Raw genomic sequence first — 23816 nt, forward strand, 5'->3', positions numbered from 1 at the left:
TGATGGTATGGAGATAACAGTTGTAAAAGGCGATATTACAGAACAAAATGTGGACGTCATTGTGAACGCTGCTAATCCAGGACTCCTAGGTGGGGGCGGAGTGGATGGTGCTATCCATCAAGCAGCTGGTCCTGATTTATTAAAAGAATGCCAAGAAGTTATTAATCGCATTGGTTCTTGTCCAGCGGGTGAGGCGGTAATCACTTCTGCAGGTGATTTAAAAGCGCATTTTATCATTCATGCAGTGGGACCGATTTGGAAAGACGGTGAGCACCAAGAAGCTAACAAATTAGCATCTTGTTACTGGAAAGCATTGGATTTAGCGGCCGGAAAAGACTTAACTACGATTGCTTTTCCTAATATTTCTACCGGTGTATATGGTTTTCCTAAAAAACTAGCAGCTGAAGTCGCGCTTTATACCGTTCGCAAATGGGCGGAAGAAGAGTATGACTCAAGTATAAAAGAAGTACGATTTGTTTGTTTTGATGAAGAAAATCTAACATTATACAACAAATTAATAAACAGTGAAGTCGTTTAAGATAACAATCTTAGACGGCTTTTTAAAATGTTTCACGTGAAACATTTTTTACTATATTTTCTGAATAAAACAACAACGGAAAACCTTCTTGACATAGCCCCTAGCTTCTTGTAACATCATATTCAATAACTAAAAATATACATTGGCTATTTCAACATGATTATAGAAGACAAGTCGCATGATGTGGATATTTTCCACCATTTTTTCTTTATACAAATAAAGAGAAGATGATGCGTTTTTTCTATATAAAAAAAGCTAATACCAATAAAAAAAGGAGTGTTTGCGACCCATGTGGGAAACAAAATTTGCAAAAGAAGGCTTAACATTTGATGATGTTCTACTCGTTCCAGCGAAATCGGACGTATTACCCAATGATGTAGATTTAAGTGTAGAAATGGCTCCATCACTCAAATTAAATGTACCAATTTGGAGTGCCGGAATGGATACAATTACGGAAGCTAAAATGGCGATTGCAATTGCGCGCCAAGGCGGAATCGGTGTTGTTCATAAAAATATGAGTATTGAACAACAAGCAGAAGAAATCGAGAAAGTTAAACGCTCCGAAAGTGGCGTTATTATTGATCCATTTTATCTGACTCCAGATCACCAAGTTTTTGCTGCAGAGCATTTGATGGGTAAATATCGTATCTCAGGTGTTCCAATCGTCAATAACGAGAAGGAGCGCAAACTAGTTGGGATTTTAACTAACCGTGATTTACGTTTTATTTCAGACTATTCTACAGTCATTAAAGATGTTATGACAAAAGAAAACCTAGTGACAGCACCAGTTGGCACTACTTTAAAACAAGCTGAGCAGATTTTGCAAAAACACCGCATCGAGAAATTACCACTTGTTGACGAAGCGGGCATCCTAAAAGGTCTCATCACTATTAAAGATATTGAAAAAGTAATTGAATTCCCGAACTCTGCTAAAGACAAGCATGGTAGACTCCTTGCAGCAGCTGCTGTTGGGATTACAAATGATACTTTTGTTCGTGTTGAAAAATTAATCGAAGCTGGTGTAGATGCGATTGTAATTGATACTGCGCACGGACATTCAGCAGGCGTTATTAATAAAATATCTGAAATCCGTCAAACTTTTAAAGATGTAGTAATTGTTGCCGGAAACGTTGCAACAGCTGAAGGAGCACGTGCTCTATTTGAAGTTGGCGTTGATATTGTTAAAGTTGGTATTGGTCCTGGTTCGATCTGTACGACACGTGTTGTTGCAGGGGTTGGGGTACCACAAATCACAGCTATTTATGATTGCGCGACTGTTGCACGCGAATTTGGTAAAACGATTATCGCTGATGGCGGTATTAAATACTCTGGCGACATCGTAAAAGCGTTGGCTGCTGGAGGAAATGCAGTTATGCTAGGAAGTATGCTCGCTGGAACTGATGAAAGTCCTGGTGAAACAGAAATTTTCCAAGGTCGTCAATTCAAAACTTATCGTGGTATGGGTAGTTTGGCAGCTATGGAGCACGGTTCTAAAGATCGTTATTTCCAAGCTGATGCAAAAAAACTTGTTCCTGAAGGTATCGAAGGGCGTGTTCCTTACAAAGGTTCCGTGGCAGATATTATCTTCCAATTAGTTGGCGGTATTCGTTCAGGCATGGGCTACACTGGCTCACCTGATTTAAGACATCTTCGTGAAGAGGCGGCGTTCGTTCGTATGACTGGTGCCGGACTACGCGAGAGTCACCCACATGATATTCAAATTACAAAAGAAGCACCGAACTATAGCATTTCTTAAGGTCGAAAAAGCAGAAATCTCTTCCAAAAGAGGTTTCTGCTTTTTAATTTCTTCTATAAAATAAGAAAACGCTGAGAAAAAACGAATTTCCTCAAAAAGCTTCAATTAAGTTCTTAAAACCGCTATACTGTTTCTATAGAGGAGGCGTGAAAAAAGATAATGATAGAACAAGCAAGAGCTATTTTACAGCAAAATTTTGGTTATCAAGACTTTCGAGATGGACAGATAGATGTTATATCGAAACTTTCAGCTGGTGAAGATACGCTCGCAATCATGCCAACTGGCGGCGGGAAGTCACTTTGTTACCAAATACCAGCACTTCTTTTTGACGGTTTAACCATTGTCGTTTCTCCGCTAATTTCACTTATGAAGGATCAAGTAGATGCGCTAGTCTCAGATGGCATTGCAGCTACTTTTATTAATAGTACACTTACTAATAGAGAAATAGATATTCGGTTAGATGCTGCGTTTTCTGGGGAGCTAAAGATGCTTTATATTGCTCCAGAACGAATTGAAACGCCAGGTTTTCAGCGATTAATCGAGCAAGTGCCTATTGCGTTATTTGCAATTGATGAAGCGCACTGTATCTCTCAGTGGGGTAATGACTTTAGACCAAGCTATCTGAGCCTTTGCGATAGTTTAGATAAAATGACTCGGCGTCCGCTTGTTATCGCGCTTACTGCTACAGCAACTCAAGCTGTTTCAGACGATATTTGCCGTCTTTTAAAAATAAAACCAAATTCTGTTATCAAAACTGGATTTTCCAGAGATAATTTAGCATTTCAAGTAGTAAAAGGTCAAGATAAAGACAAATATTTAATTGATTATTTAACGAAAAATTCGACGGAATCAGGTATTATTTATGCGTCTACACGAAAAGAAGTAGAGCGGATACACAATTTCTTGCTTAAAAAAGGCGTGGAATCTGGTATGTATCACGGCGGAATGACTGATATAGCTCGAAAAGATTGGCAGGAGAAGTTTCTATATGATGATATTCGCGTAATTGTAGCAACGAATGCTTTTGGAATGGGCATTAACAAATCCAATGTGCGCTTTGTCATTCATTATAATATTCCCCGCAATATCGAGGCGTATTATCAAGAAGCAGGCAGGGCTGGTCGAGACGGCGTTCCAAGCGATTGTATTCTGCTCTTTTCTCCGCAAGATAGTCGTATTCAACAGTTTTTAATTGAGCAATCCGAAATGGATGATGAACGTAAACAAAATGAATTCGCTAAGTTACGCCAAATGACGGGTTATGGTTATACAGAAATTTGTTTGCAGAAGTATATCGTTCAGTATTTTGGTGACGACGAAGAAAACTGCGGGAAGTGTAGCAATTGTTTAGATACGCGAGAGACAACAGACATTACAATTTTAGCGCAACAAGTTTTTTCATGTATAAAAAGAATGGGCGAACGTTTCGGAAAAGTATTAATTGCCAAGGTTCTAACAGGTTCTGCTGACCAAAAAGTGAAAGACTGGCGATTTGAAGAACTTAGCACCTATGGATTAATGAAAGATGCATCGCAAAAAGATGTATTGCAACTAATCGATTACCTTACAGCAGAAAAATATTTACAGCCTACAGATAGTCAATTTCCTTCGCTTAAACTTACTGATAGGGCAATATCTGTACTACGAGGCGAGTTAAAGGTAGAGCGTAAACAAGCAAAACGTGCCGAAAAAGTTAAAATGGATGTAAGTAGTGAGCTTTTCGAAAAATTACGAGAGGTCCGGCGCGAACTAGCAGCGAAACACAAAGTACCGCCTTATATCATTTTTTCAGACGAAACCTTACGTGAAATGTGTGCGTATATGCCACAAACGGAAGATGCGCTGCTTGAAGTTAAAGGGATTGGTGCGATGAAACGTGATAAATATGGTGCTGAATTCTTGGCAGTATTGCAACAAGAGGCAGCAAAATAAGATAGAAGAGAGGGTTTGACAGATGACAAAAACACTAGTGCTGGCAGAGAAACCGTCTGTCGGTAAAGATATAGGCCGCGTGCTCGGGGCTAAGCAAGGAAAAAATGGCTATTTAGAAGGCGGAAAATACGTAGTAACATGGGCGTTAGGACACTTAGTAACACTGGCCGATCCAGAACGCTACGACCCAAAATACAAGAATTGGAACATGGAAGACTTACCAATGCTTCCAGAAAAAATGAAACTAGAACCAATTAAACAAACAAGAAAGCAATATGAAACAGTTAAAAAATTGATGAACCGTACTGATATAACTACCATTGTTATTGCAACAGATGCAGGGCGAGAAGGAGAACTAGTAGCTCGCTGGATTATTGATTATGCGAAAATCAAAAAACCTCTAAAAAGATTATGGATTTCCTCCGTAACAGATAAGGCGATACGAGAAGGATTTGAACATTTAAAACCAGGAAATGCTTACGAAAACCTGTATCACTCTGCTGTGGCGCGCTCTGAGGCTGACTGGGTAGTAGGGATTAATGCTACACGCGCGTTAACAACCAAATACAATGCACAACTATCCTGTGGTCGCGTGCAAACACCAACGCTTGCAATGATTCAGCATCGTGAAGAAGAAATACGAAACTTTAAACCGCGTGAATACTACAGAATTACCGCGTTAACAGAGCAAGAAAGTTTCACGTGGAACAATGGACAAACCTTTGATAAGGATTTAGCTGAAAAACTAGTAAAATCTTTACAAGGCGAAACGGCGTTAATTACAGACGTTGCTATGAAAGAAAAGAAAACTTTTTCACCCGGGCTATATGATTTAACCGAATTGCAACGTGATGCCAATAATAGATATGATTTTTCAGCGAAAGAAACGCTTAATATTATGCAAACCTTGTACGAACGGCATAAGGTGTTAACTTATCCGCGAACTGATTCACGCTTTATTTCAACTGATATTGTCCCTACTCTAAAAGAGCGTTTAGAAGCTTGTGGTGTGGGCGAAAATGCCAAAGCTGCCCGCCAAATCAGTGGTAAACCAATTAAAGCAAATAAATCGTTTGTAGATAACAGCAAAGTAAGTGACCATCATGCCATTATCCCGACCGAGCAACCCGTTTCACTCGGAGATTTAAGCGATAAAGAACGGAAAATTTATGATTTGGTAGTTAAACGTTTCTTAGCAGTACTTTCGGACCCATATATTTATGAAGAAACCTCTGTAAAAGCGAAAATCGGTCAAGAAGACTTCACTTTAAAAGGTAAGGTTGTTAAGTCCCTAGGCTGGAAAAGCATATACGGTGAGGCGCGTGAACCCGATCAACTGACTAAAATGAAAAAAGGCGACAAAATTCCTGTTAAGCGTGTAAATTTAGAAACAGGAAAAACAAAGCCGCCAGCAAGATTTAATGAAGCAACTTTACTGTCAGCAATGGAAAATCCGTCAAAATATATGGAAACAACGAGTAAAGCACTGGCCAAGACTCTTGGCGAAACAGGTGGTCTTGGAACAGTTGCTACACGAGCAGACATCATCGAAAAACTTTTCAATAGTTTTGCCTTAGAAAAACAAGGCAAGGAAATTCACATTACATCTAAAGGACGGCAATTACTCGAATTAGTTCCAGAAGATTTAAAATCCCCTGAACTAACGGCGCGATGGGAGCAAAAGCTATCCAAAATCGCAAAAGGAGAACTAGATTATCGTAAATTTACTGCGGAAATGCGGGATTATGCTAAAAAAGCAGTAACAGAAATAAAGCAAAACGATAAAAAATTCCGTCATGATAACATTTCATCACAAAAATGCCCGGATTGCGGTAAGCCTATGCTAAAAGTGAAAGGCAAGCGCGGAACGATGCTCGTTTGTCAGGACCGTGAATGTGGTCATCGTGAATCAGTTTCAAGAACGACTAATGCGCGCTGTCCAAACTGCCATAAACGTATGGAATTGCGCGGCGAAGGGGATAAACAGATTTTTGTATGTGTTTGCGGACATCGTGAAAAGCTAACTGCCTTCCAAGAGCGCCGTAATAAACAGAAAAACAAAAATGTATCCAAAACAGATGTGGCCAAGTTTATGAAAAAACAAAACAAGCAAGATGATGAACCTTTTAACAACCCAATGGCCGAAGCTTTAGCAAAATTAAAGCTAGATAAATAAGCACAAACAAAGCGACCCACTCATATCGAGTGGGTCGCTTTGTTTGACATAGTCTGCTGTATACGAAACAATAAAATGGCAATCAATATTAAAAAGGAGATGTTTCACGTGAAACATAATCAATTAATAATAGAAACAGATATTCCAGCCAAAATGCGAGATGGGGTGACTCTCTACGCAGATATATATCGTCCAGCCGATGAAGGAAAATACCCAGTTTTGCTTACAAGATTGCCTTATAGCAAATCATATGGGCTCCATTTTCTCCGTCCTAATATTTTGGCAGAGCAAGGTTATATTGTGATAGTTCAAGATGTTCGTGGTAGATACACATCAGAAGGCGAATTTGTACCTTACATAGCAGAAGTAGATGATGGATATGACACAATTGAATGGGCAGCAACTTTGCCTTATTCTAATGGGGATGTCGGAATGTTCGGGTTGTCGTACTATGGTTATACGCAAATATTAGCTGCGATAAGCGGTAATAAGCATTTAAAAACTATTGCTCCAATTATGGCGCAAAATAGTATGACTGACGTGTTTAACGACCATGACGGTGCGCTCGAGCTTGGTATGTGGGAAACGTGGAATTTAGAATCAATGCTTCCAAACATGCTGACTCGCAAATACAGTACACGTGAAGAGCAAGAACAAGCAGCAAATACATTAATGAAAAACTTAGATAATCTCGAATCATTATATAAATTTAAACCATACAAAGACTGGCCAGCAATTGGGCGGGAAGAAATGCCTTATTTTTCAGAGTTACTTAATTATGAACCAACCCACAATCACTGGCAAAAAATCGATGCGAAAAGCAATTACGATAAAATCAATGTTCCAGGGCTTCATGTGGCCGGTTGGTACGACTGCTTTTTAGATAAAACGATCACTAATTTCCAAAATGGTCACAGCCGTAAGCTTGGCGATAAATTAGTCATCGGACCATGGACTCATGCCAATTTTGCACAAATGATTGGAGATAGAGACTTTGGCATAGCTGCTACTAAATGGGGCGAGGCAAGTATGCATGCAAGACATATAGAATGGTTCAATCACTGGCTAAAACAAGAGCCACTACCTGAAATGGCGGCAGTTAATTATTTTGTTATGGGCTTAAACGATTGGAAAACAGCTGAAACTTGGCCACCCGAAAATACAGTTTCGACACCACTTTATTTTAAAACAGGCACAGTAAGCGCAGAATTCACTCCGCCAACCAAAGAGTCAGAAGCAAAATTCAGTTATGACCCGGAAAATCCGGTGCCTTCAAACGGCGGCGGAACTTTACACAAAGAGCTACATGCGGATGGTCCCAGAGATCAACAACACCTAGAGTTGCGCAACGATATTCTTTGCTATTCAACTGCTCCACTTGAAGAGTCGCTAGAAATTACAGGACCAATCCAAGTAAAACTATGGGCGAAAACAGATGCGCCAAACACTGATTTCACCGCTAAATTAGTCGATGTTTTCCCGGATGGGACAGCCTTTAACCTAGCAGACGGCATTATCCGGGCTAACAAACAACACGGCGATAATGTGCAAAACAAAATTAATGAATATACAATTGATTTATGGGCAACAAGTAATCTTTTTGAAAAAGGGCACCAAATTCGCGTTGAAATTTCTTCAAGTAACTTCCCTAGATTCGATCCAAACCCAAATACGGGCGGTAGTTTTATTAATTCAACCGAAAGCCAAATTGCGAGCCAAACGATTTATCATAGTCCTGAATTTCCGTCACATATTCTTCTGCCAATCGTTCGCTAGAAAATTTGGTTTTTGGGCGAAAAGTTTTATATACGGCACTACTAAATCATGGTAAAATATGAAAGTATCCGTCAAAAAAATGAAACTTATTCAAAAAGGGAATTTTAAAATAGGTTTCTTGATTAAAATATAGATAAAATGAGTCAATAATTTGCTCAAATGAAGGAGAAGTTGCAGTGAAAAACATAATTAAAAAAACAGGGATCGTAATCATGGCAGCATCCCTTGCAGTAAGTGGCTTTTTAGTAAGTCCGAAAGCAGCACAAGCCGCGGAAGCACCAAATGTAAATGCAAACGCAGCAATCGCGATTGAAGAGAGTACTGGTAAAATTTTATATTCAAAAGATGCTGATAAGCTAATGGGAATCGCATCCATGACGAAAATGATGGATGAATACTTATTACTTGAAGCTATTGATAAAGGACAATTGAAATGGGACGATAAAGTAACTATTTCTGAATATGCCTACAAAGTTTCTCAAGATACTTCCTTATCGAATGTTCCACTTAGATTAGGTGAAGAGTATAGTGTTCAAGAATTATATGAAGCTATGGCGATTTATTCCGCGAATGGGGCTGCAATTGCCATTTCTGAAAAAATAGCGGGTTCTGAAAAAGAATTTGTTGATTTAATGAACAAAAAAGCAGAAGAATTAAAACTAGGCGATCACCAATTTGTTAACTCGACTGGACTTAACAATGAAGATTTAAAAGGTGGCCAGCAAGTGGGCGGTCCAACAGATGAGAACAAGATGACGGCTCGCGGGATGGCAAAGCTTGCGAAACACTTAATTGATGATTATCCTGATGTTCTTAAAACAGCTAGTACAACGAAAAAAGAATTCCGTAAAGGCACATCTGACCAAATTGACATGTCGAACTGGAACTGGTTACTACCAGGATTAATTTACGGTCGTAAAGGTGTCGATGGCTTGAAAACCGGAACTACTGATTACGCTGGAATGTGTTTGACTGCAACAGCTGTACAAGACGGCATGCGAGTTGTTACCGTGGTACTTCATGCTAACGGCGGTGGTAAAGGTGAACATACGAGTGCTCGTTTTGACGAAACAAACAAAATGCTAGATTATGCATTTAACAATTTCAAAGTAAAAGAAGTACAAAAAGCAGGCTCGAAAGTGAAAAATCCTTCTACAATCGCTGTAGATAAAGGTAAGGAAGACACAGTTGGACTTATCACAAAAGATGCTGTGAAGCTAGTTGTACCAAAAAACGACAATGAACCTAAATTAAGCACTAAAGTTAAACTGAAAGAAAAAACCTTAGAAGCACCAGTTAAAAAGAATACGGAAGTTGGCGAAATGGAAGTATCCTTAAAAGATGGTGACAAATTAGGTTATCTTGATGGAACACAAACAGAAAATATTAAAGTACTAACTGCTGGCGATGTCGAAAAGGCAAACTGGTTTGCACTTTCCGCTCAAGCAGTAGGTTCTTTCTTTAAAGGCATTGGAAGCTACGTTTCTAATGGTGTGCAAGGTTGGTTTAGTTGAAAATTTATAGATAGCAGTGATTTTGTGAATTATAAATCTAAGCAAAATGACATAATTCTAGTGATGAAATGATTTTTTTATGATTTTAAATAGCTTTACTAATAGAGATTTTTCCATATTTTTTATGATGATATGGATAAGAAAGGTAGCATTCTACGGAGTGCTACCTTTTTTTGTGTGGTGAAAAAGCCCGCCAAAAAAAGGTTTTGAAGCATATTTACTTTGCTTCAGCTGATAGATTGATGGGACTTTTTTGAGGGGAGCTATGGCTGGGATAAAACGCAAATGTGACAGAAAATCGAACGTTGCTTCAAGCACACAAAATCAACTTGTTTTTATGATATACTTGCTGAGATTGTGAAAAACGGGAGGATATGGGATGAGAAATTTATCAAAAAAGAAGAAGCTATGGATAGTCTTAGCAATGCTTTTAGTGTTGATTGGGATACTTTTATTCGTGCTTCAAGATTGTGCACATGATGAAAAAGGAACAGGACCGTTAAAAGTAGAACTAGACTTCAAACGAAATTACGCAAAATGGTCGGATTTAAAGTTGAATGGGGACATTTGTAATCCACTGTATTTAGCGGAGTTAAGGGAGATGGAAAAGAGTTTCGGAACAGTTTATGTAGAGGCTAAAAAACCGAAAATATGGGATGGCTTATCGAAAAAGGACCAGGCCATTTATACTGCATATGGTGATGTGGCTTCAGAGCTAAAAGTTATGAATGATGCGATTGAGGCCGAGGATTTTAAACAAGCCAAGCAAGTTCTGACAAAGATTTTAGAGATAGAGAAAGGTGTAAAGAAAGAAACTGAGATATAAAAGGGAGACGGGGATTACATATGAAAAAGGGCATAAAAATTTTACTGGTGACGTTACTTTTATTTCCACTGTTACCGTGGCAATTTGTGCAAGGAGCGGTTAATGTTGAGAGTGAGTTTGGAAATTATTATGGAAAGCAACTTTCTACGCAAGATAAAGTGACTGTGGCGGACTTAAATGAGGATGCGCAGGAGCAATTAAAGGATAAGAGTACACCGAAAGATACAACGCTTGATGAGGATTTAAGTGATAAGAATGCGGATGCTGTTCGTTTGTTTGAAGCAGAGACGCCGAATGTGACAGATACTTTAGCAGAAGATGCATCAGCTGCTGGCATGACGGAGGTTGTTTCGGAACGGACGGAGAATACGAAAACTTTTGTAAATGAAAATACGGGTGAGGGAGAGACGTATTATTTTACAGAGCCTGTGCATTTCAAGGATGATGCGGGCAAGTGGACGGACTTTGATGCAACGCTAGTGAAAGATGGCGAGAAGACTTGGGCTGCAAGTGAGACGGCGAAAGAGATTACGACGCCAAAAGTGGTGACGGAAGATGCGATGCCAACACTTAGCTTAGACGGCGCGAATGTGGCTGTTCGTCCGAGTGGTGAGGCTGATTTGACTCAGGTTGTAGCCAAGGATAACCGAATCATGTATGCGAGTGAAGATGATAAAGCGGAGCCGTTCACGTTGCAAGCTGATAGTTTTGGTATGGAGCTCGGGCAGTACGTGAAGCCGGGAGAAGATACGGAACAACAGGTTACATTTGATTTGACGGTTCCAAGTGACGTGACCTTGAAAGACGATGCAAAGCGCGCGGCAACATTAATTTATCGTGGCGAAGATTTGATTGGCGCGATTCCAAGTCCAGTTTTAGAAGATGAGACGGGCTCGATTCTGGATACGTTAACCGCGAAAACGGTGAAGACGGAAACCGGGTATCTGTTGCAGGTCGCGAAGTTTAATACGACAAACCTTAAAGGTAATTTGGCCAAGGTGGCTGTTTCTTTTGTGAGCACAAAAATTACAAATGGAATTCAAGCTACTAGTTTACGTCAATATCGAGATGATGTGGCGTATTCTTTCCAACCATACATGTATATTGGTTACGATGATGGGAATAACTCGGGGACACTTGGAGCAGCACATTTTATTACCTATGGTGTTGTAAAAGTGCCAGATAGCGAGATTAAAAAAATTGGCACAAACCGTGAAATTGAATCAGCAGAGTTGTCTCTTTTTAGAAGCGGTACGGAAGGCTTTTGGGGAGACCGGGCAAAAGATAGTAAAGGAAGCGTTGTGAAACGTTTATTTGAAGTGCATGGAATTACGAAAGATGTTGGTAATATTGCCGATTTAACATATGGTAAATTTAAAAATCTTGGTTTTCCGTATGGTCCGCCTGCAAATGTAGACGGAAAAGAAACGTATATTGGAAAAATTGATGATGCGAATCGCCGAGTTTCTTTTGATATTACAAATGTTGCGAAGGACTGGGTGAATGGCGGTAAAAACAACGGTGTAATTGTGAAAACAGCAAAAGTGAATGGATTTGAACTACCATATTCGCAAGCTGATGTATTTGCTGCGCCTAAGTCTGGGGTGACGAGCGAGTCGCCGTATGTGGTATTTAAACACCGTGAGCGTCCGCCGATTGATGCGGACATGCCACTGAAAGATACAAAGCTTTATTTGCGTCCGTTTGTAAGTGCGAATAATGATGGGAAATTGGATTTTACAGCGCTTGGAATGGACGGCGTTGGTCGACCAGATGCGAAAATTAATTATAAAATTATCGATACATCGGATAAAAACAAGGTAGCATTTAGCGGAACGGATCCTTCAATTGGTCGAGACTATTTATTCCCGAATTATCCGAAACTAAGTAGTGAAACACAGGAATATCGTGAGTTAATGAGTAACTGGCAGACAAACACGCTACTTTTAAAAGGCGCTTTGAAAGAAAATCATTTGTATCAAGTAGAAGCGGAGATTAAAGATGGAAACGAATCTGTAAGTAAGAAATACGATACGTTTCAGATTTATAAAGTGACAGGTCTAGACTCGTTGCCTCGCCTTTTGAAATTCTACGGGATTGCAAATAAACGGTCGCAGTTTATGCTGGATAATAATATGAAGGATGAATTGCTCGTTCAAGGAAACGTTGTGTTTATTCGGAATCCGCAAAAGAATGCTGGTAAAGCCTACCAATCGGGAAATTACGATACAGCGGAGAAAATGCGGCTTGATGCGCTTGCTATAGGGCGTGGTAAGCATTGTACATTCGGATATGAACCAATTAATTTTGATAGTGGGAACTTGCTTTATAACATGGAGGATGCGAAATGGTTTGATTTCGATGAGGAACAGACGATTACGCGGACCTATAATTCGATGGCACAAGGCAAAGATAGCCCAATCGGACGGAATTGGACATTTAATTTAGCTGATCAGCTAGGTTTCTTAGAAGACGGCACCGTTATGTTGACCCGCTCAGATGGCGGAAGTGTGTTTTTTGAGAAGCAGCCGGATGGCACTTTTGAAATAGAAGAAGATGAGCCACTAGCACTTACAAAAAAAGTGAACAAAAACGGCGCGCGTGAATTTGAAATTGTAGATTCAAAAACAGGCAAAATCTCTCTTTTCGCTGCAAACGGTCTGCTTTTAAAAGTGACAAGTAAGGATGGAAATGTAACGAACTATACGTACAATGCTGATGGGGAATTGGTGAAAATGGTCACTGGCTCTGGGAAGGTGTTGCAGTATACGTGGGATGCAGATGGGCACTTGAAAGAAATTGTGTTGCCTGATGGCGGGAAATTGGCTTATTCATATGATGACGATGGAAATCTGACAAAACTAGTGGATCAAACTGGAAAAGTGATTACATATCAGTATGATTCAGAACATCATATGACATCGTATAAAGACCATAACGGAAAATTATTGATTAAAAATACATTTGATGCGGACGGTCGTGTGACGGAACAAACGGACGGAGAAGGCAATACTGCCACACTGAAATATGAGGAAGGTAAAACAACGACAACAGACTTCAACGGTAATAAGAAAGTGGTTTATTTTAATGAGCGCTTCCAAACAACGAAAATTGAGTATGCCGATGATACAACGACTGAAAATAAATATGACGATAAACATCAATTAGTCGCTTCTATAGACCAATTGGGAAACACGACAACTTTTGAAAATGATGCAAACGGAAATCTAACAAAAACCGTATATCCAGATGAAACAACAGAAACGAACGAATTTGACGCGAAAAACCAACTGATACGCGTGACGGATAGCCGTGGAGGCGTAACGAGCTATACCTATGATTCTAATGGAAATGTCGTACAAATAACGGAGCCAAACGGTGGTGTGAAGAAATTTACGCATAATGCAGATGGTCAGGTGGTTACAGAGACTGATGCAAATGGTGCGGTAACAAAGACCGCTTATGATGCGAAAGGAAATCCGACAAAAGTAACGGACGGCCGCGGTAATGAGACAACCTACGCCTATGATAATTTGTCGATGTTGAGTAGCATTACAGATGCAAATGGTAAGTCGGAAAAATATGAACGAAACGCGCGCGGTGAGCTTGTGCGCGAATGGAATGCAAATGGAGCAGCGACAACATATTCCTATGATTCAAATGGTAATAAGACTTGCGAAACCGATGAGAACGGGAATAGCACTACTTTTGAATATGATGCTTTTGGTCGTTTGAGTGAGGAAACGAATCCACTAGGCGGCGTGACAAAGTATAAATATGACGGAAATGGCAATAAAATTAGCGAAACAGACCCACTCGGTAACACGGAGGAATTTAAGTATGACTCGCAAAATCGGATGATAGAAGCGATTGCGGCAGACGGCTCGGTCATTACTTATCGTTACGATGCACTTGGTCAAAAATTATCCGAGGAAACCGAAGATGGTCAAAAAACAAGCTATCTATATGATGCAAAATCAGGCTATAAGACACAAGAAACAGACCCACTTGGTAACAAGACAAGCTATGCCTATGATGCAGACGGCAATGTCACGAAAATCACCTATCCAGACGGGACAACAGAAGAGTTTAGCTATGATGCAATGGACAATATTACACGTTTTGTCGATCAGGCTGGTAACGTTCAGACGTATGAATTTGATGCGAACGGAAACACAACAAAATTAAAAGAATCCGGACGTGTTTCGACATACAGCTACGATGAAAATGGTAGTGTAACCTCAGAACAAGATGCAGCTGGAGGAGTAAAGCGCTATAGTTTTGATAAAGTTGATCAAATAGAAATCGAAACCGACGAACTTGGCGAAAAAACCCACTATGTATATGACGCAGACGGCAATGTCACGAAAATTACGGACGGAAATGGTCATACTATAACAATGGCATATGATAACGCTGGTAATATGATTCGCCAAACGGACGCAGAAGGTAATACCACAAAATATACCTATAATGCGCTCCATTTAGTCGAAACGGAAATTTCACCAACAAACGATATCACTCAATATCGCTATAACAAAAACGGCGATTTAATCAAAGAAATAGATCCATACGGTAACGAAACAAGCTATCGTTACACAAAAACGGGCGAAGTGTCTAAAATCATTGATGCCCTAGGTAACGAAACAACGTATGACTACGATAATCGTGGCAATTTGACAACAAGTACTGATCCACTCGGTCGAAAAACAACCTACAGTTACGATAAGGCGGACCGTATCATCGAACAAAAAAATCCAGATGGCACAAAAGCAACGTACACTTATGACAAAATGGACAGACTGCTAGAACAACAAGACAATACAGGTCAAAAAGAGAGCTACACATACAACGCAACTGGTGATGTGACCCGTATTGCCGATCGTAAAGGTCGCACTGAATCCTACACCTATGACACATTCGGCAATGTCAGCAGTAAAACCGACATGCGAGGCAATAAAACAAGCTACGAATATGATGCAGCCAATCGCCTAGTGAAGCAACAAAACCCAACAGGCAAGGCGCAAAGCATCGACTATAACAAACGTGGCGATATTACCTCGGAAGTTTTACCAAATACTGGGAAATACACTTATAAATACGATGCAGAAGGTAATTTGTTGTCAGAAACAAATCCGCTAGGCGAAACAACAAGCTATCAATACAATGGCAACGATGAGCTGATTACGACAACGAATCCAGCAGGCGCTAAATCTAGCGTAACTTACGATGCAAATGGCAATGTCACAGCAGTTACCGATGAAAATGGCGGCATAACAAAACAAACTTTTGACGCAACAGGTTTAGTCACAAGTCAGACAGATGCAGAAGGAAATAAAACACAATTCGGCTATGACCAATTAGGGCGCCTAACAACCGAAATAGATGCAGCAGGATTCAAACTCCTGAACAGCTATGACGCAGCGGGACGCCTTATCACCGAAACAGATAAGCGCGGCAACACAACGAAATACACGTATGACAACGCAGATAACATTTTGACAGTCAAAGAGCCTTATGGTACCACATCGAAATTTAAATATGATCTACGTGGTAATGTGACCAAAGAAATAGATGCAAATGGCAATGCGACCACTTATAGCTACGATAAAGACGATCAACTTTTATCTGAAACGGACCCGATTGGCTATAAACAAAGCTACAAATATAACGAATACGGCGACCTTATTGAAGAAAGTGATAATCAACAGAAAAAAGCGATTGCCAGCTATACGTATGACAAATTGGGTCAGCAAACGACGAAAAAAGATATTCAAGGTCGAATCACGCGCTACACATATGACGATACCCAGCGCATGACGCAAATTACGTATCCAAATAAACTTGCGGTCGGCTATACGTACGATAAACTAGACCGTGTTACTACAATGCGAGATGTTCGTGGCAATGATACTAAAATTCAGTATGACAAAGTCGGCAATGTTACCTCCATGATTGATCCAGGTAACCAAGTCTACAAATATACCTACGACAAAAAAGGCAACATGACCAAAGAAATCGACCCACTCGCAGCAAGCACAGAGTATCGTTACAATAAAAACGACCAAGTTATCAGCATCAAAGACCCAACAAACGCAATAACTAAATACCAATATGATGCGCGTAACTTGCTAACTTCTATAACAGATGCCAAAGGTCACACAACAAAAATGGCTTACGATGGCAACGAGAATCTTAGCGAAACAACAGACGCAAAAGGAAACAAAGAACGCTTCGAATACGACGCACTAAATCGCATGACAGCAGCACAAAACCGATTAGGACAAAAATCAACTTACACTTACGACAAAGTAGATAACGTCAAGGAAATCAAAGACGCCAAAGGTTTTGTCACAAAATATAGCTACAACGATCGCAGTGACCTCGTCAAAGAAGTAACACCAGAAGGCAAAACCGAAAAATACGAATACCAATTAGATGGTTCTTTAAAGTCTAAAACGAAGCCAGATGGTGAAAAAACAACTTTCAAATACGATGAATTAAACAATTTAGTCGAGCAACAATTTGATGGTGGCAGCTACAAATACACGTATGACAGTAATGACGACGTAAAAACCGCCACATCAAAAGACGGAACATCCAAGTTTACCTACAATAAATTCGGTGACGTACTATCAGTCAAAGATGCAAACGGCGAAACGTTGAAATACGAATATGATACAATCGGCCGCAAAACAGCGCTCATTTATCCAGATAACACACGCGTATCTTACCGCTACAATGACGCCAACTTGCTAACCGATGTCATCGAATCAGACGGCAAAAAAACCAGCTACACTTACGATGCGAACGGCCTACCACTGACCATTCATTACAGCAATGGCACAACGACCAGCTATAAATACACAGCAACTGGCGAAACCGAGCAAGTCATCACCAAAAATAAAGCTGGAGAAACCATCGCGTCATTTGACTACAACTATGACGAAAACGGTAACGTAGCCAAAGAAACCATCAATCAAAGTGGCGAAAAACAAACCAAGAGCCACACCTATGATGCCGATGACCAGCTGATGGAAACAACAATAACCAAAGGAAAAACTACCGAAAAAATTACGTATATCTATGATGCTAACGGCAACCGAAGTAAACTTTTACGTAATAAAAACGGTAAGAAAACCACGGAAAACTATCATTACGACGATGACAACGCGCTCACCATGATTAAAGCAGATGGTGATAAAGACACAACCTACACGTATGACAAAAACGGTAACATTACCAAAAAAGCCTTACGAAGTGGTAAAGTAGAAACATACACGTACAATGGCGAAAACCAACTGATTCAATCTGCCGACAACGAAGGCAACCAGACGACATACACATATGACGCATTTGGTAATCGCATAGGCAAACAAACCATCACAGACAAAACTAAGTCCTTCAAAGGGTCGCTCAGTGAATGGATTACAGAATACGACAAAGATAGTCAAAAAGGCAAAACAGAAACACTAGCGGCACAAATAGAAACTCGCGCCAATGAAACATCTAAAGGTTGCTCAGCGTATGCAGAAGCAAGTACACAAAAAGTTACTAAAGATGGCATGCAAGGGAAAACCGAGCTTAAAGCAAGCGATAGCAGCGGAAGCAAAACCAGTCAGCGCACCACGAAAATGACCCAAACAGTTGGCTATCAAACGGTAAATACCATTCGCTATGTCAACGATTTAACGCAAGAGTACACCCAAGTCGCTCAGCTTAACGAGACGACAGAAGACGACGGCGAAACAAGCACTACCAAGACCGCTTTCCGTTTTGGTGACGACAATCAAATAATCGGCACCGAAGAAGAAAGCTATCACGAAAACGGCCTAACCGACATCACAACAACAACTGACGGCGAAACAAGTACCGACTATGATTATACCGACTATGGTACCGCACTTGCGACAGCTCCAGTTGCGAATCAAATCGGTTATCGCGCGCAAATGCACGACACAAGCGATACACAAAACTTGCGTGCTCGAAATTATGACACAAACACCGGTCGTTTCCAACAAGCCGATAACTACAGAGGATCCCTAGACGACCCACGTAGCCAAAACCGCTACATTTACGGTGTCAACAACCCGATGTCATTCGGCGATCCAAGCGGAAACATACCAAAATGGCTTAAAAAAGCAACCAAAAAAGTCAAAAAAGCCGCGAAAAAAGTAAGCAAAGGCATCAAAAAAGCCAAAAAAGTCATCAAAAAAACCGTCAAAAAAGTAAAACGCGCCGTGAAAAAAGTCAAAAAAGCCATCAAGAAAACCACCAAAAAAATCAAGCGCGCTGTCAAAAAAGTAACCAAAAAAGTCAAAAAAACAGTAACGAAATTCAAGAAGGCAGCTAAGAAGTCGATTAAGCAAGCTCGAAAAACAGTCAAGAAGGTCTATAAAAAAGCCAAACAGACTGTCGTGAAAAAAGTAAATAAAATCAAGAAAACTACTAAAAAAGTTGTTAAAACAGTCAAAAAAGCCGGAACCAAAGTAATAAATAAAGCTACTAGCAAAATCAAAACAGTCGGCAAAAAAGCCAATGCAAAAATAGCCGCAAGTAAAGAAGCCGCAGCTAAAGCAAAAAAAGAAAAAGCTGATCGAAAAGCCGCAGCCAAAGAAGCCTTATGTAAAAACCAAGAATTCTTAGAAAGTCAAAAGAAAGGCTATAGCGATCCAACCTACGACTACAAAGCGGGCTATCCAAAACCAGATGAAGTATGGGCTTTTGATGCGAACGGAAATATTGATAAGGAAAAAAGCGCAGAACTTGCTGAAAAAATGGGCTTTTGGAGCTCTATTGCAGTTGGATTTATTCCAGGACCACTAGAAATAGTATTAGGTAAGGTTGCAGGCACAATTGTAGTTAAAGTTGGAGGGAAGATTGGTTCGAAAATAACTTCTTGGGGAGCGACTAAGTTTGGAGCTAAGGGAGCGGCTAAGACTGCAACTAAGGAAGCTAGCGAAATTATCATTCCAAAAGCAACTGATTTGAAAAATAGTAATACAGTTCAAAAGCATATAGAGGAAATTGTTAAGAAAGGTGCTAATAAGGGTCAGCTATCAAGGCCTTATATTGATACGGATGGGACAACTTTACTTTTAGACGAGATAATGAATGCAGCTTCCCCTGTGAAAGACAGTGTGTTATCAAATGGCCTTCGATGGGATGTGGAAGGGGTATTTAGAAATTCTAAAGGTACATGGGAACTAGTCGTTGATATGTCAACAAATACAATCGTTCATTTTAATTTTGTAAATTAATGAGGTGAGAAAATGTTTAAACTAAATGTGAAACTTGAGGATAAAATAATTAGTGGACAGGTAGAGTACAATAATGAAGATGGAAGTTTAGATTTTATCCCTAGAGTAAACTCGGATATTTCATTACTTATCAGTTATATAAATATAGGATTTGACTCTATTCTAATGACTGCTAATCAAGTATGGGGGTTTACACCAAGAGAAAGTTGGCATGAAGAAAAATTAACTTTACCGTCTAACATACAGAAGGGAGAAATCAGTCTAGAAGAGGATTTTGAACCAGGATCTTGGAGGTTAGATAAAAAAGAAATGTGGCTTGCTTACTATGATTCAGAACAAAAGTGGCTATGCTTTGGGAATTTTACAAATAATAGTGATGATAAATGCGTTGAGTTTCTTAAAAATGTAGTGGCTGTTATTGATAATGAGCAGCATTTAAAATCTTTGTGGATAAAACCAGATTTCAAATGAAAAAGAAACCTTAATCCCAATTGCTGCCAGGAAAGTAAAGCTTTAACTTTTTACTAATCAAAGAGCTTTCTTACTGGCATTGGCGGAATAGTAGGAGGCGGAACACTTGCGGGCGTAGGTGTAGGACTAGATACAACAGGAGTAGGAGCAGTAGCAGGAGTCCCAGCCAACATAGCAGGAGTCGCCATAGCCACAGGAGGAGCAGCACTAGCCTCAAACAGCGGAGCCAACTTTGTCCAAGACGCGAATGATTTGTTTTCGAATATTAAGAAAGGGAAAGACAAAGCGAAAAGTGACAACGCCACAAAAGCGGCAGAGGAAGCTAGTGAGGCTGATTTTTCAAAACCAAAACATTATTTAGATGATGCTTTGAAGCAACAAGGGTTAGATAAAGTACCTGAAAAATTGAAACAGAAATGGGAACACGGTGATTATAATTATGAGGTGAGAGTACATCCTGGAGACCCTAAATATACAGATGCTAAAACAATATATAGAGTTTCAAGAAAGGCAAAACCAGTCCAGGGAAAACAAGGGTCAGGTGTGGAGTATATGGATAAAAATGGAAAATGGTGGCATCAAAGTGAGTTAAGAGAATTTAATGGAGATGGTACTCTTAATCCACTCTTTAATCAGGATGCTGCAAAAAATACTCATATTCCTACAGACTAACAACTAATAAAAGGAGAATTTAAAATGGAAAAAAATGAAATTATAAATGAACTGGACAAAATTAATGAATATTTGAAAAAATGTATGTGGATGGATTTTGAATTTGCTCAAATGAACGCAAGTAATGTAACTATAGGTGGTAGAAAAGATGTAAGCTATGATGAATGGGCTATTAATATTGATTTTGGTAATCCTTTTTATGCTACAACTTTATTTTATTGGCAGTTAGATAATTCTAATCCTTTTATTAAATTAGTAGAAGGTGATGAAATGTGGGATATTATCAATAAATATCAAGTAGAAGAAGGTAATTATATTTTTAAAATTAACGCTGAAGATTTTGAAACGGCTCCAATAATTATTGCAAGTAAAAGCATTAAATGTGAAATTGTAAATGAAAAACCATTCTAAAAATAAAAAAGACACTCAAACACAAGACGGGTAATCAAGTTGCCAATAGCAAATAAAAGCTAGCGCATAAGGATTCATCTAAGAGAGCTTGAAAGAGCTCTCTTAAATGCGTATAAAGTAATACTTTTATTAAATTAAGATTCAAATAAAAAAATGCATTACGTTGATTCTTAATACAAGCACATCTCAAAATGGCTTTAAAAAGCAACCCAAAAAGTCAAAAAAAGTCATCAAAAAAACCGTCAAAAAAGTAAAACGCGCTGTCAAAAAAGTAACCAAAAAAGTCAAAAAAACAGTGACGAAATTTAAGAAGGCAGCTAAGAAGTCGATTAAGCAAGCTCGAAAAACAGTCAAGAAGGTCTATAAAAAAGCCAAACAGACTGTCGTGAAAAAAGTAAATAAAATCAAGAAAACTACTAAAAAAGTTGTTAAAACAGTCAAAAAAGCCGGAACCAAAGTAATAAATAAAGCTACTAGCAAAATCAAAACAGTCGGCAAAAAAGCCAATGCAAAAATAGCCGCAAGTAAAGAAGCCGCAGCTAAAGCAAAAAAAGAAAAAGCTGATCGAAAAGCCGCAGCCAAAGAAGCCTTATGTAAAAACCAAGAATTCTTAGAAAGTCAAAAGAAAGGCTATAGCGATCCAACCTACGACTACAAAGCCGGTTATCCGAGACCGGATGAAGCATGGGCCTTCGATGCTAACGGAAATATTGATAAGGAAAAAAGCGCAGAAGTTTCTGAGAAAATAGGTGAATGGAGCACTTATGCACTTATGCTTGTCATACCGGGTCCAGAAGAACTATTAATTGCTGGATTTTTAGTCAAAGTTGGAGGAAAAGGTGGCACAAAACTGGTTTCTAAGGCTGTGACTAAGGAAGTCAGTAAGTTGGATACTCCAAAACCACATGTGGGAATTGTTCAATCTAGAATTAATTTGGCTGAAAATCCAACAAGATTTAGTCCGTCTAATAATGCTGGAATGAAACATGTTAGAGATAGACATTTTGATCCATTAAAAAATGCTGGACAATTCTCAATATCTGAATTGGAGTTAAAGGCTATATTGCAATCCAAAAAAACGGTAAATACAACTGTAGTTAATTTAGGTGAAGGTAGATTTGAAAGAGTAGTAGACATTAGTGAAAGTATTGGGACTGTCAAACCTAGTTTAGGCGGAGAAAAGACAACATGGTTAAAAGTGATAACAGATAAAGCTGGAAATGTTATTACAACTTTTCCGATTCCAAAACCATAGGAGGTTATTATGAATACAGATATTATAAAAATCTATGATGATTTTGATAAAAATAAGTTAAATAATTTTTTTGATAATCTTATTCAATTTGTGAATAAATACGAATCTGAATTTCAGAAATACACATCATTAGATTACTTAAAATCAATTAGAAAATTTAAATCTCAAGATTTTATTCTAGGTCATTCAGATGATAATCTAGAAGCAGGTATATTTTTTTATAAAACAAAAGTCGAAGAAAACCGAGAAGATATTTGCAACCAAGTTGCAGCATTAATATGGGCACTGAGTGCATATATGATTGATGAAGTATGCCCAGTTTGCTCTGAAAGTAACATGCGTTTAACCGTTATTGCTGGAGAGAGTGATCCAATTATCAAATTTTGCGATGAATGTTTATATACAGGCGTGGATGGTAAGTATGTTGAAATTAAAGAAGAGTTAATTCCAGCATCTAAAAATCTGGTAAAATCTTATTTAAATATGAAATAGAAGACTCATGGAGCTATATGAGAATAAATAAGTAAATAAATGTAAATGGGATTCTAGTGGGTCTAATATTAAAGAAAGTGTCTAAAGCTTTACAACTTCAAAAAAGGCACTTTATCATTTAATTACTAATTAAGTGATAAAGTGCCTTAAATAATAGAAGGAGGAAATTGATATGAATAGTAATCATTTGAAAGCTATTCAAAAAATCATTCCAAAATCCACGTGGTCTAAAAAAATTAATTTAGAAGATAGCCTGGGCGTTAATGAAGTTGCTTGGCATTATAGTGATATCGTGCAGGTAATCAATATTTTAACGAGAAATGGATATATAATATTAGGTGGAGATGTGTATCAACTATTGAATGATAGTATTGAAGTAACATATGATAATTGGTATATTAATGCAGAAAAAAATAAAGAGGGCATTAGGCTTTCAGAGAAAAAAGCAAAAGATTATTTAGAATCTTATTATGAAAGATTTGGAGAGAATTTTATATACTCTATAGTTTATAAGAAAATATAAGATTGTGTTTATACAATTTGTTGGCATGGATAGAACCTGTTATTAAAATAAGTGTAGAATGTAATCGCGCGGAAGAGGAATTGTAACAAAATTATTCTGTAATAGTTGACGCTAGAAAAACTATAGGAATCAAGGCAGAAAACTTAATTAAAGTTGTATTATCAGAAGATGGAGGTATGTTATCATCTTATCCAGTAAAATGGAAAGGTGAGAT

Annotated in this window: 14 protein-coding genes; all 14 read left to right on the forward strand. The window is 38.8% G+C overall.

Features of this window, described 5'->3' with window-relative positions:
- Positions 1 to 7 precede the first annotated feature (7 nt).
- Positions 8 to 538 carry an ADP-ribose-binding protein gene (locus OC533_RS08845; RefSeq protein WP_070752237.1) on the forward strand — a complete coding sequence of 177 codons (531 nt, stop codon included), beginning with the start codon at positions 8 to 10 and terminating at the stop codon, positions 536 to 538.
- A 289-nt stretch (positions 539 to 827) separates the two neighbouring features.
- Complete coding sequence (guaB, locus tag OC533_RS08850; protein WP_003722118.1) at positions 828 to 2294, forward strand: IMP dehydrogenase; 1467 nt, start codon at positions 828 to 830, stop codon at positions 2292 to 2294.
- Positions 2295 to 2453: 159 nt separating this feature from the next.
- Positions 2454 to 4226: a DNA helicase RecQ gene (recQ, locus tag OC533_RS08855; protein ID WP_262265249.1), complete on the forward strand. Its 1773-nt coding sequence runs from the start codon at positions 2454 to 2456 to the stop codon at positions 4224 to 4226.
- A 22-nt stretch (positions 4227 to 4248) separates the two neighbouring features.
- On the forward strand, positions 4249 to 6402 hold the full coding sequence (locus tag OC533_RS08860; RefSeq protein WP_194323914.1) for a DNA topoisomerase III: 2154 nt from the start codon (positions 4249 to 4251) through the stop codon (positions 6400 to 6402).
- Between the two features lie 108 nt (positions 6403 to 6510).
- Complete coding sequence (locus OC533_RS08865) at positions 6511 to 8178, forward strand: CocE/NonD family hydrolase (RefSeq protein ID WP_194323916.1); 1668 nt, start codon at positions 6511 to 6513, stop codon at positions 8176 to 8178.
- A 176-nt stretch (positions 8179 to 8354) separates the two neighbouring features.
- Complete coding sequence (gene pbpD1, locus OC533_RS08870) at positions 8355 to 9692, forward strand: D-alanyl-D-alanine carboxypeptidase PBPD1 (protein WP_003772811.1); 1338 nt, start codon at positions 8355 to 8357, stop codon at positions 9690 to 9692.
- A gap of 379 nt (positions 9693 to 10071) precedes the next feature.
- On the forward strand, positions 10072 to 10518 hold the full coding sequence (locus tag OC533_RS08875) for a hypothetical protein (RefSeq protein ID WP_033533772.1): 447 nt from the start codon (positions 10072 to 10074) through the stop codon (positions 10516 to 10518).
- A 20-nt stretch (positions 10519 to 10538) separates the two neighbouring features.
- A complete protein-coding gene (locus tag OC533_RS08880) occupies positions 10539 to 19778 on the forward strand; it encodes an RHS repeat-associated core domain-containing protein (protein ID WP_194323918.1) in 9240 nt (3079 codons plus the stop codon).
- A gap of 12 nt (positions 19779 to 19790) precedes the next feature.
- Complete coding sequence (locus tag OC533_RS08885; RefSeq protein ID WP_185501256.1) at positions 19791 to 20249, forward strand: hypothetical protein; 459 nt, start codon at positions 19791 to 19793, stop codon at positions 20247 to 20249.
- A gap of 252 nt (positions 20250 to 20501) precedes the next feature.
- A complete protein-coding gene (locus OC533_RS08890; RefSeq protein ID WP_070751842.1) occupies positions 20502 to 20921 on the forward strand; it encodes a hypothetical protein in 420 nt (139 codons plus the stop codon).
- 24 nt (positions 20922 to 20945) lie between these two features.
- Positions 20946 to 21332 carry a hypothetical protein gene (locus OC533_RS08895; RefSeq protein WP_070751841.1) on the forward strand — a complete coding sequence of 129 codons (387 nt, stop codon included), beginning with the start codon at positions 20946 to 20948 and terminating at the stop codon, positions 21330 to 21332.
- A 295-nt stretch (positions 21333 to 21627) separates the two neighbouring features.
- Entirely contained in the window at positions 21628 to 22587 is a 960-nt protein-coding gene (locus tag OC533_RS08900; RefSeq protein ID WP_226894239.1) for a hypothetical protein, read from the forward strand.
- Positions 22588 to 22596: 9 nt separating this feature from the next.
- On the forward strand, positions 22597 to 23079 hold the full coding sequence (locus OC533_RS08905) for a hypothetical protein (RefSeq protein WP_185501255.1): 483 nt from the start codon (positions 22597 to 22599) through the stop codon (positions 23077 to 23079).
- 172 nt (positions 23080 to 23251) lie between these two features.
- Positions 23252 to 23602, forward strand: coding sequence for an Imm40 family immunity protein (gene imm40 / locus OC533_RS08910; RefSeq protein WP_185501254.1), 351 nt, complete (start codon positions 23252 to 23254; stop codon positions 23600 to 23602).
- Positions 23603 to 23816: the final 214 nt, after the last annotated feature.

This window comes from Listeria sp. Marseille-Q6474, from assembly GCF_946902005.1.
Lineage (GTDB): Bacteria > Bacillota > Bacilli > Lactobacillales > Listeriaceae > Listeria > Listeria innocua.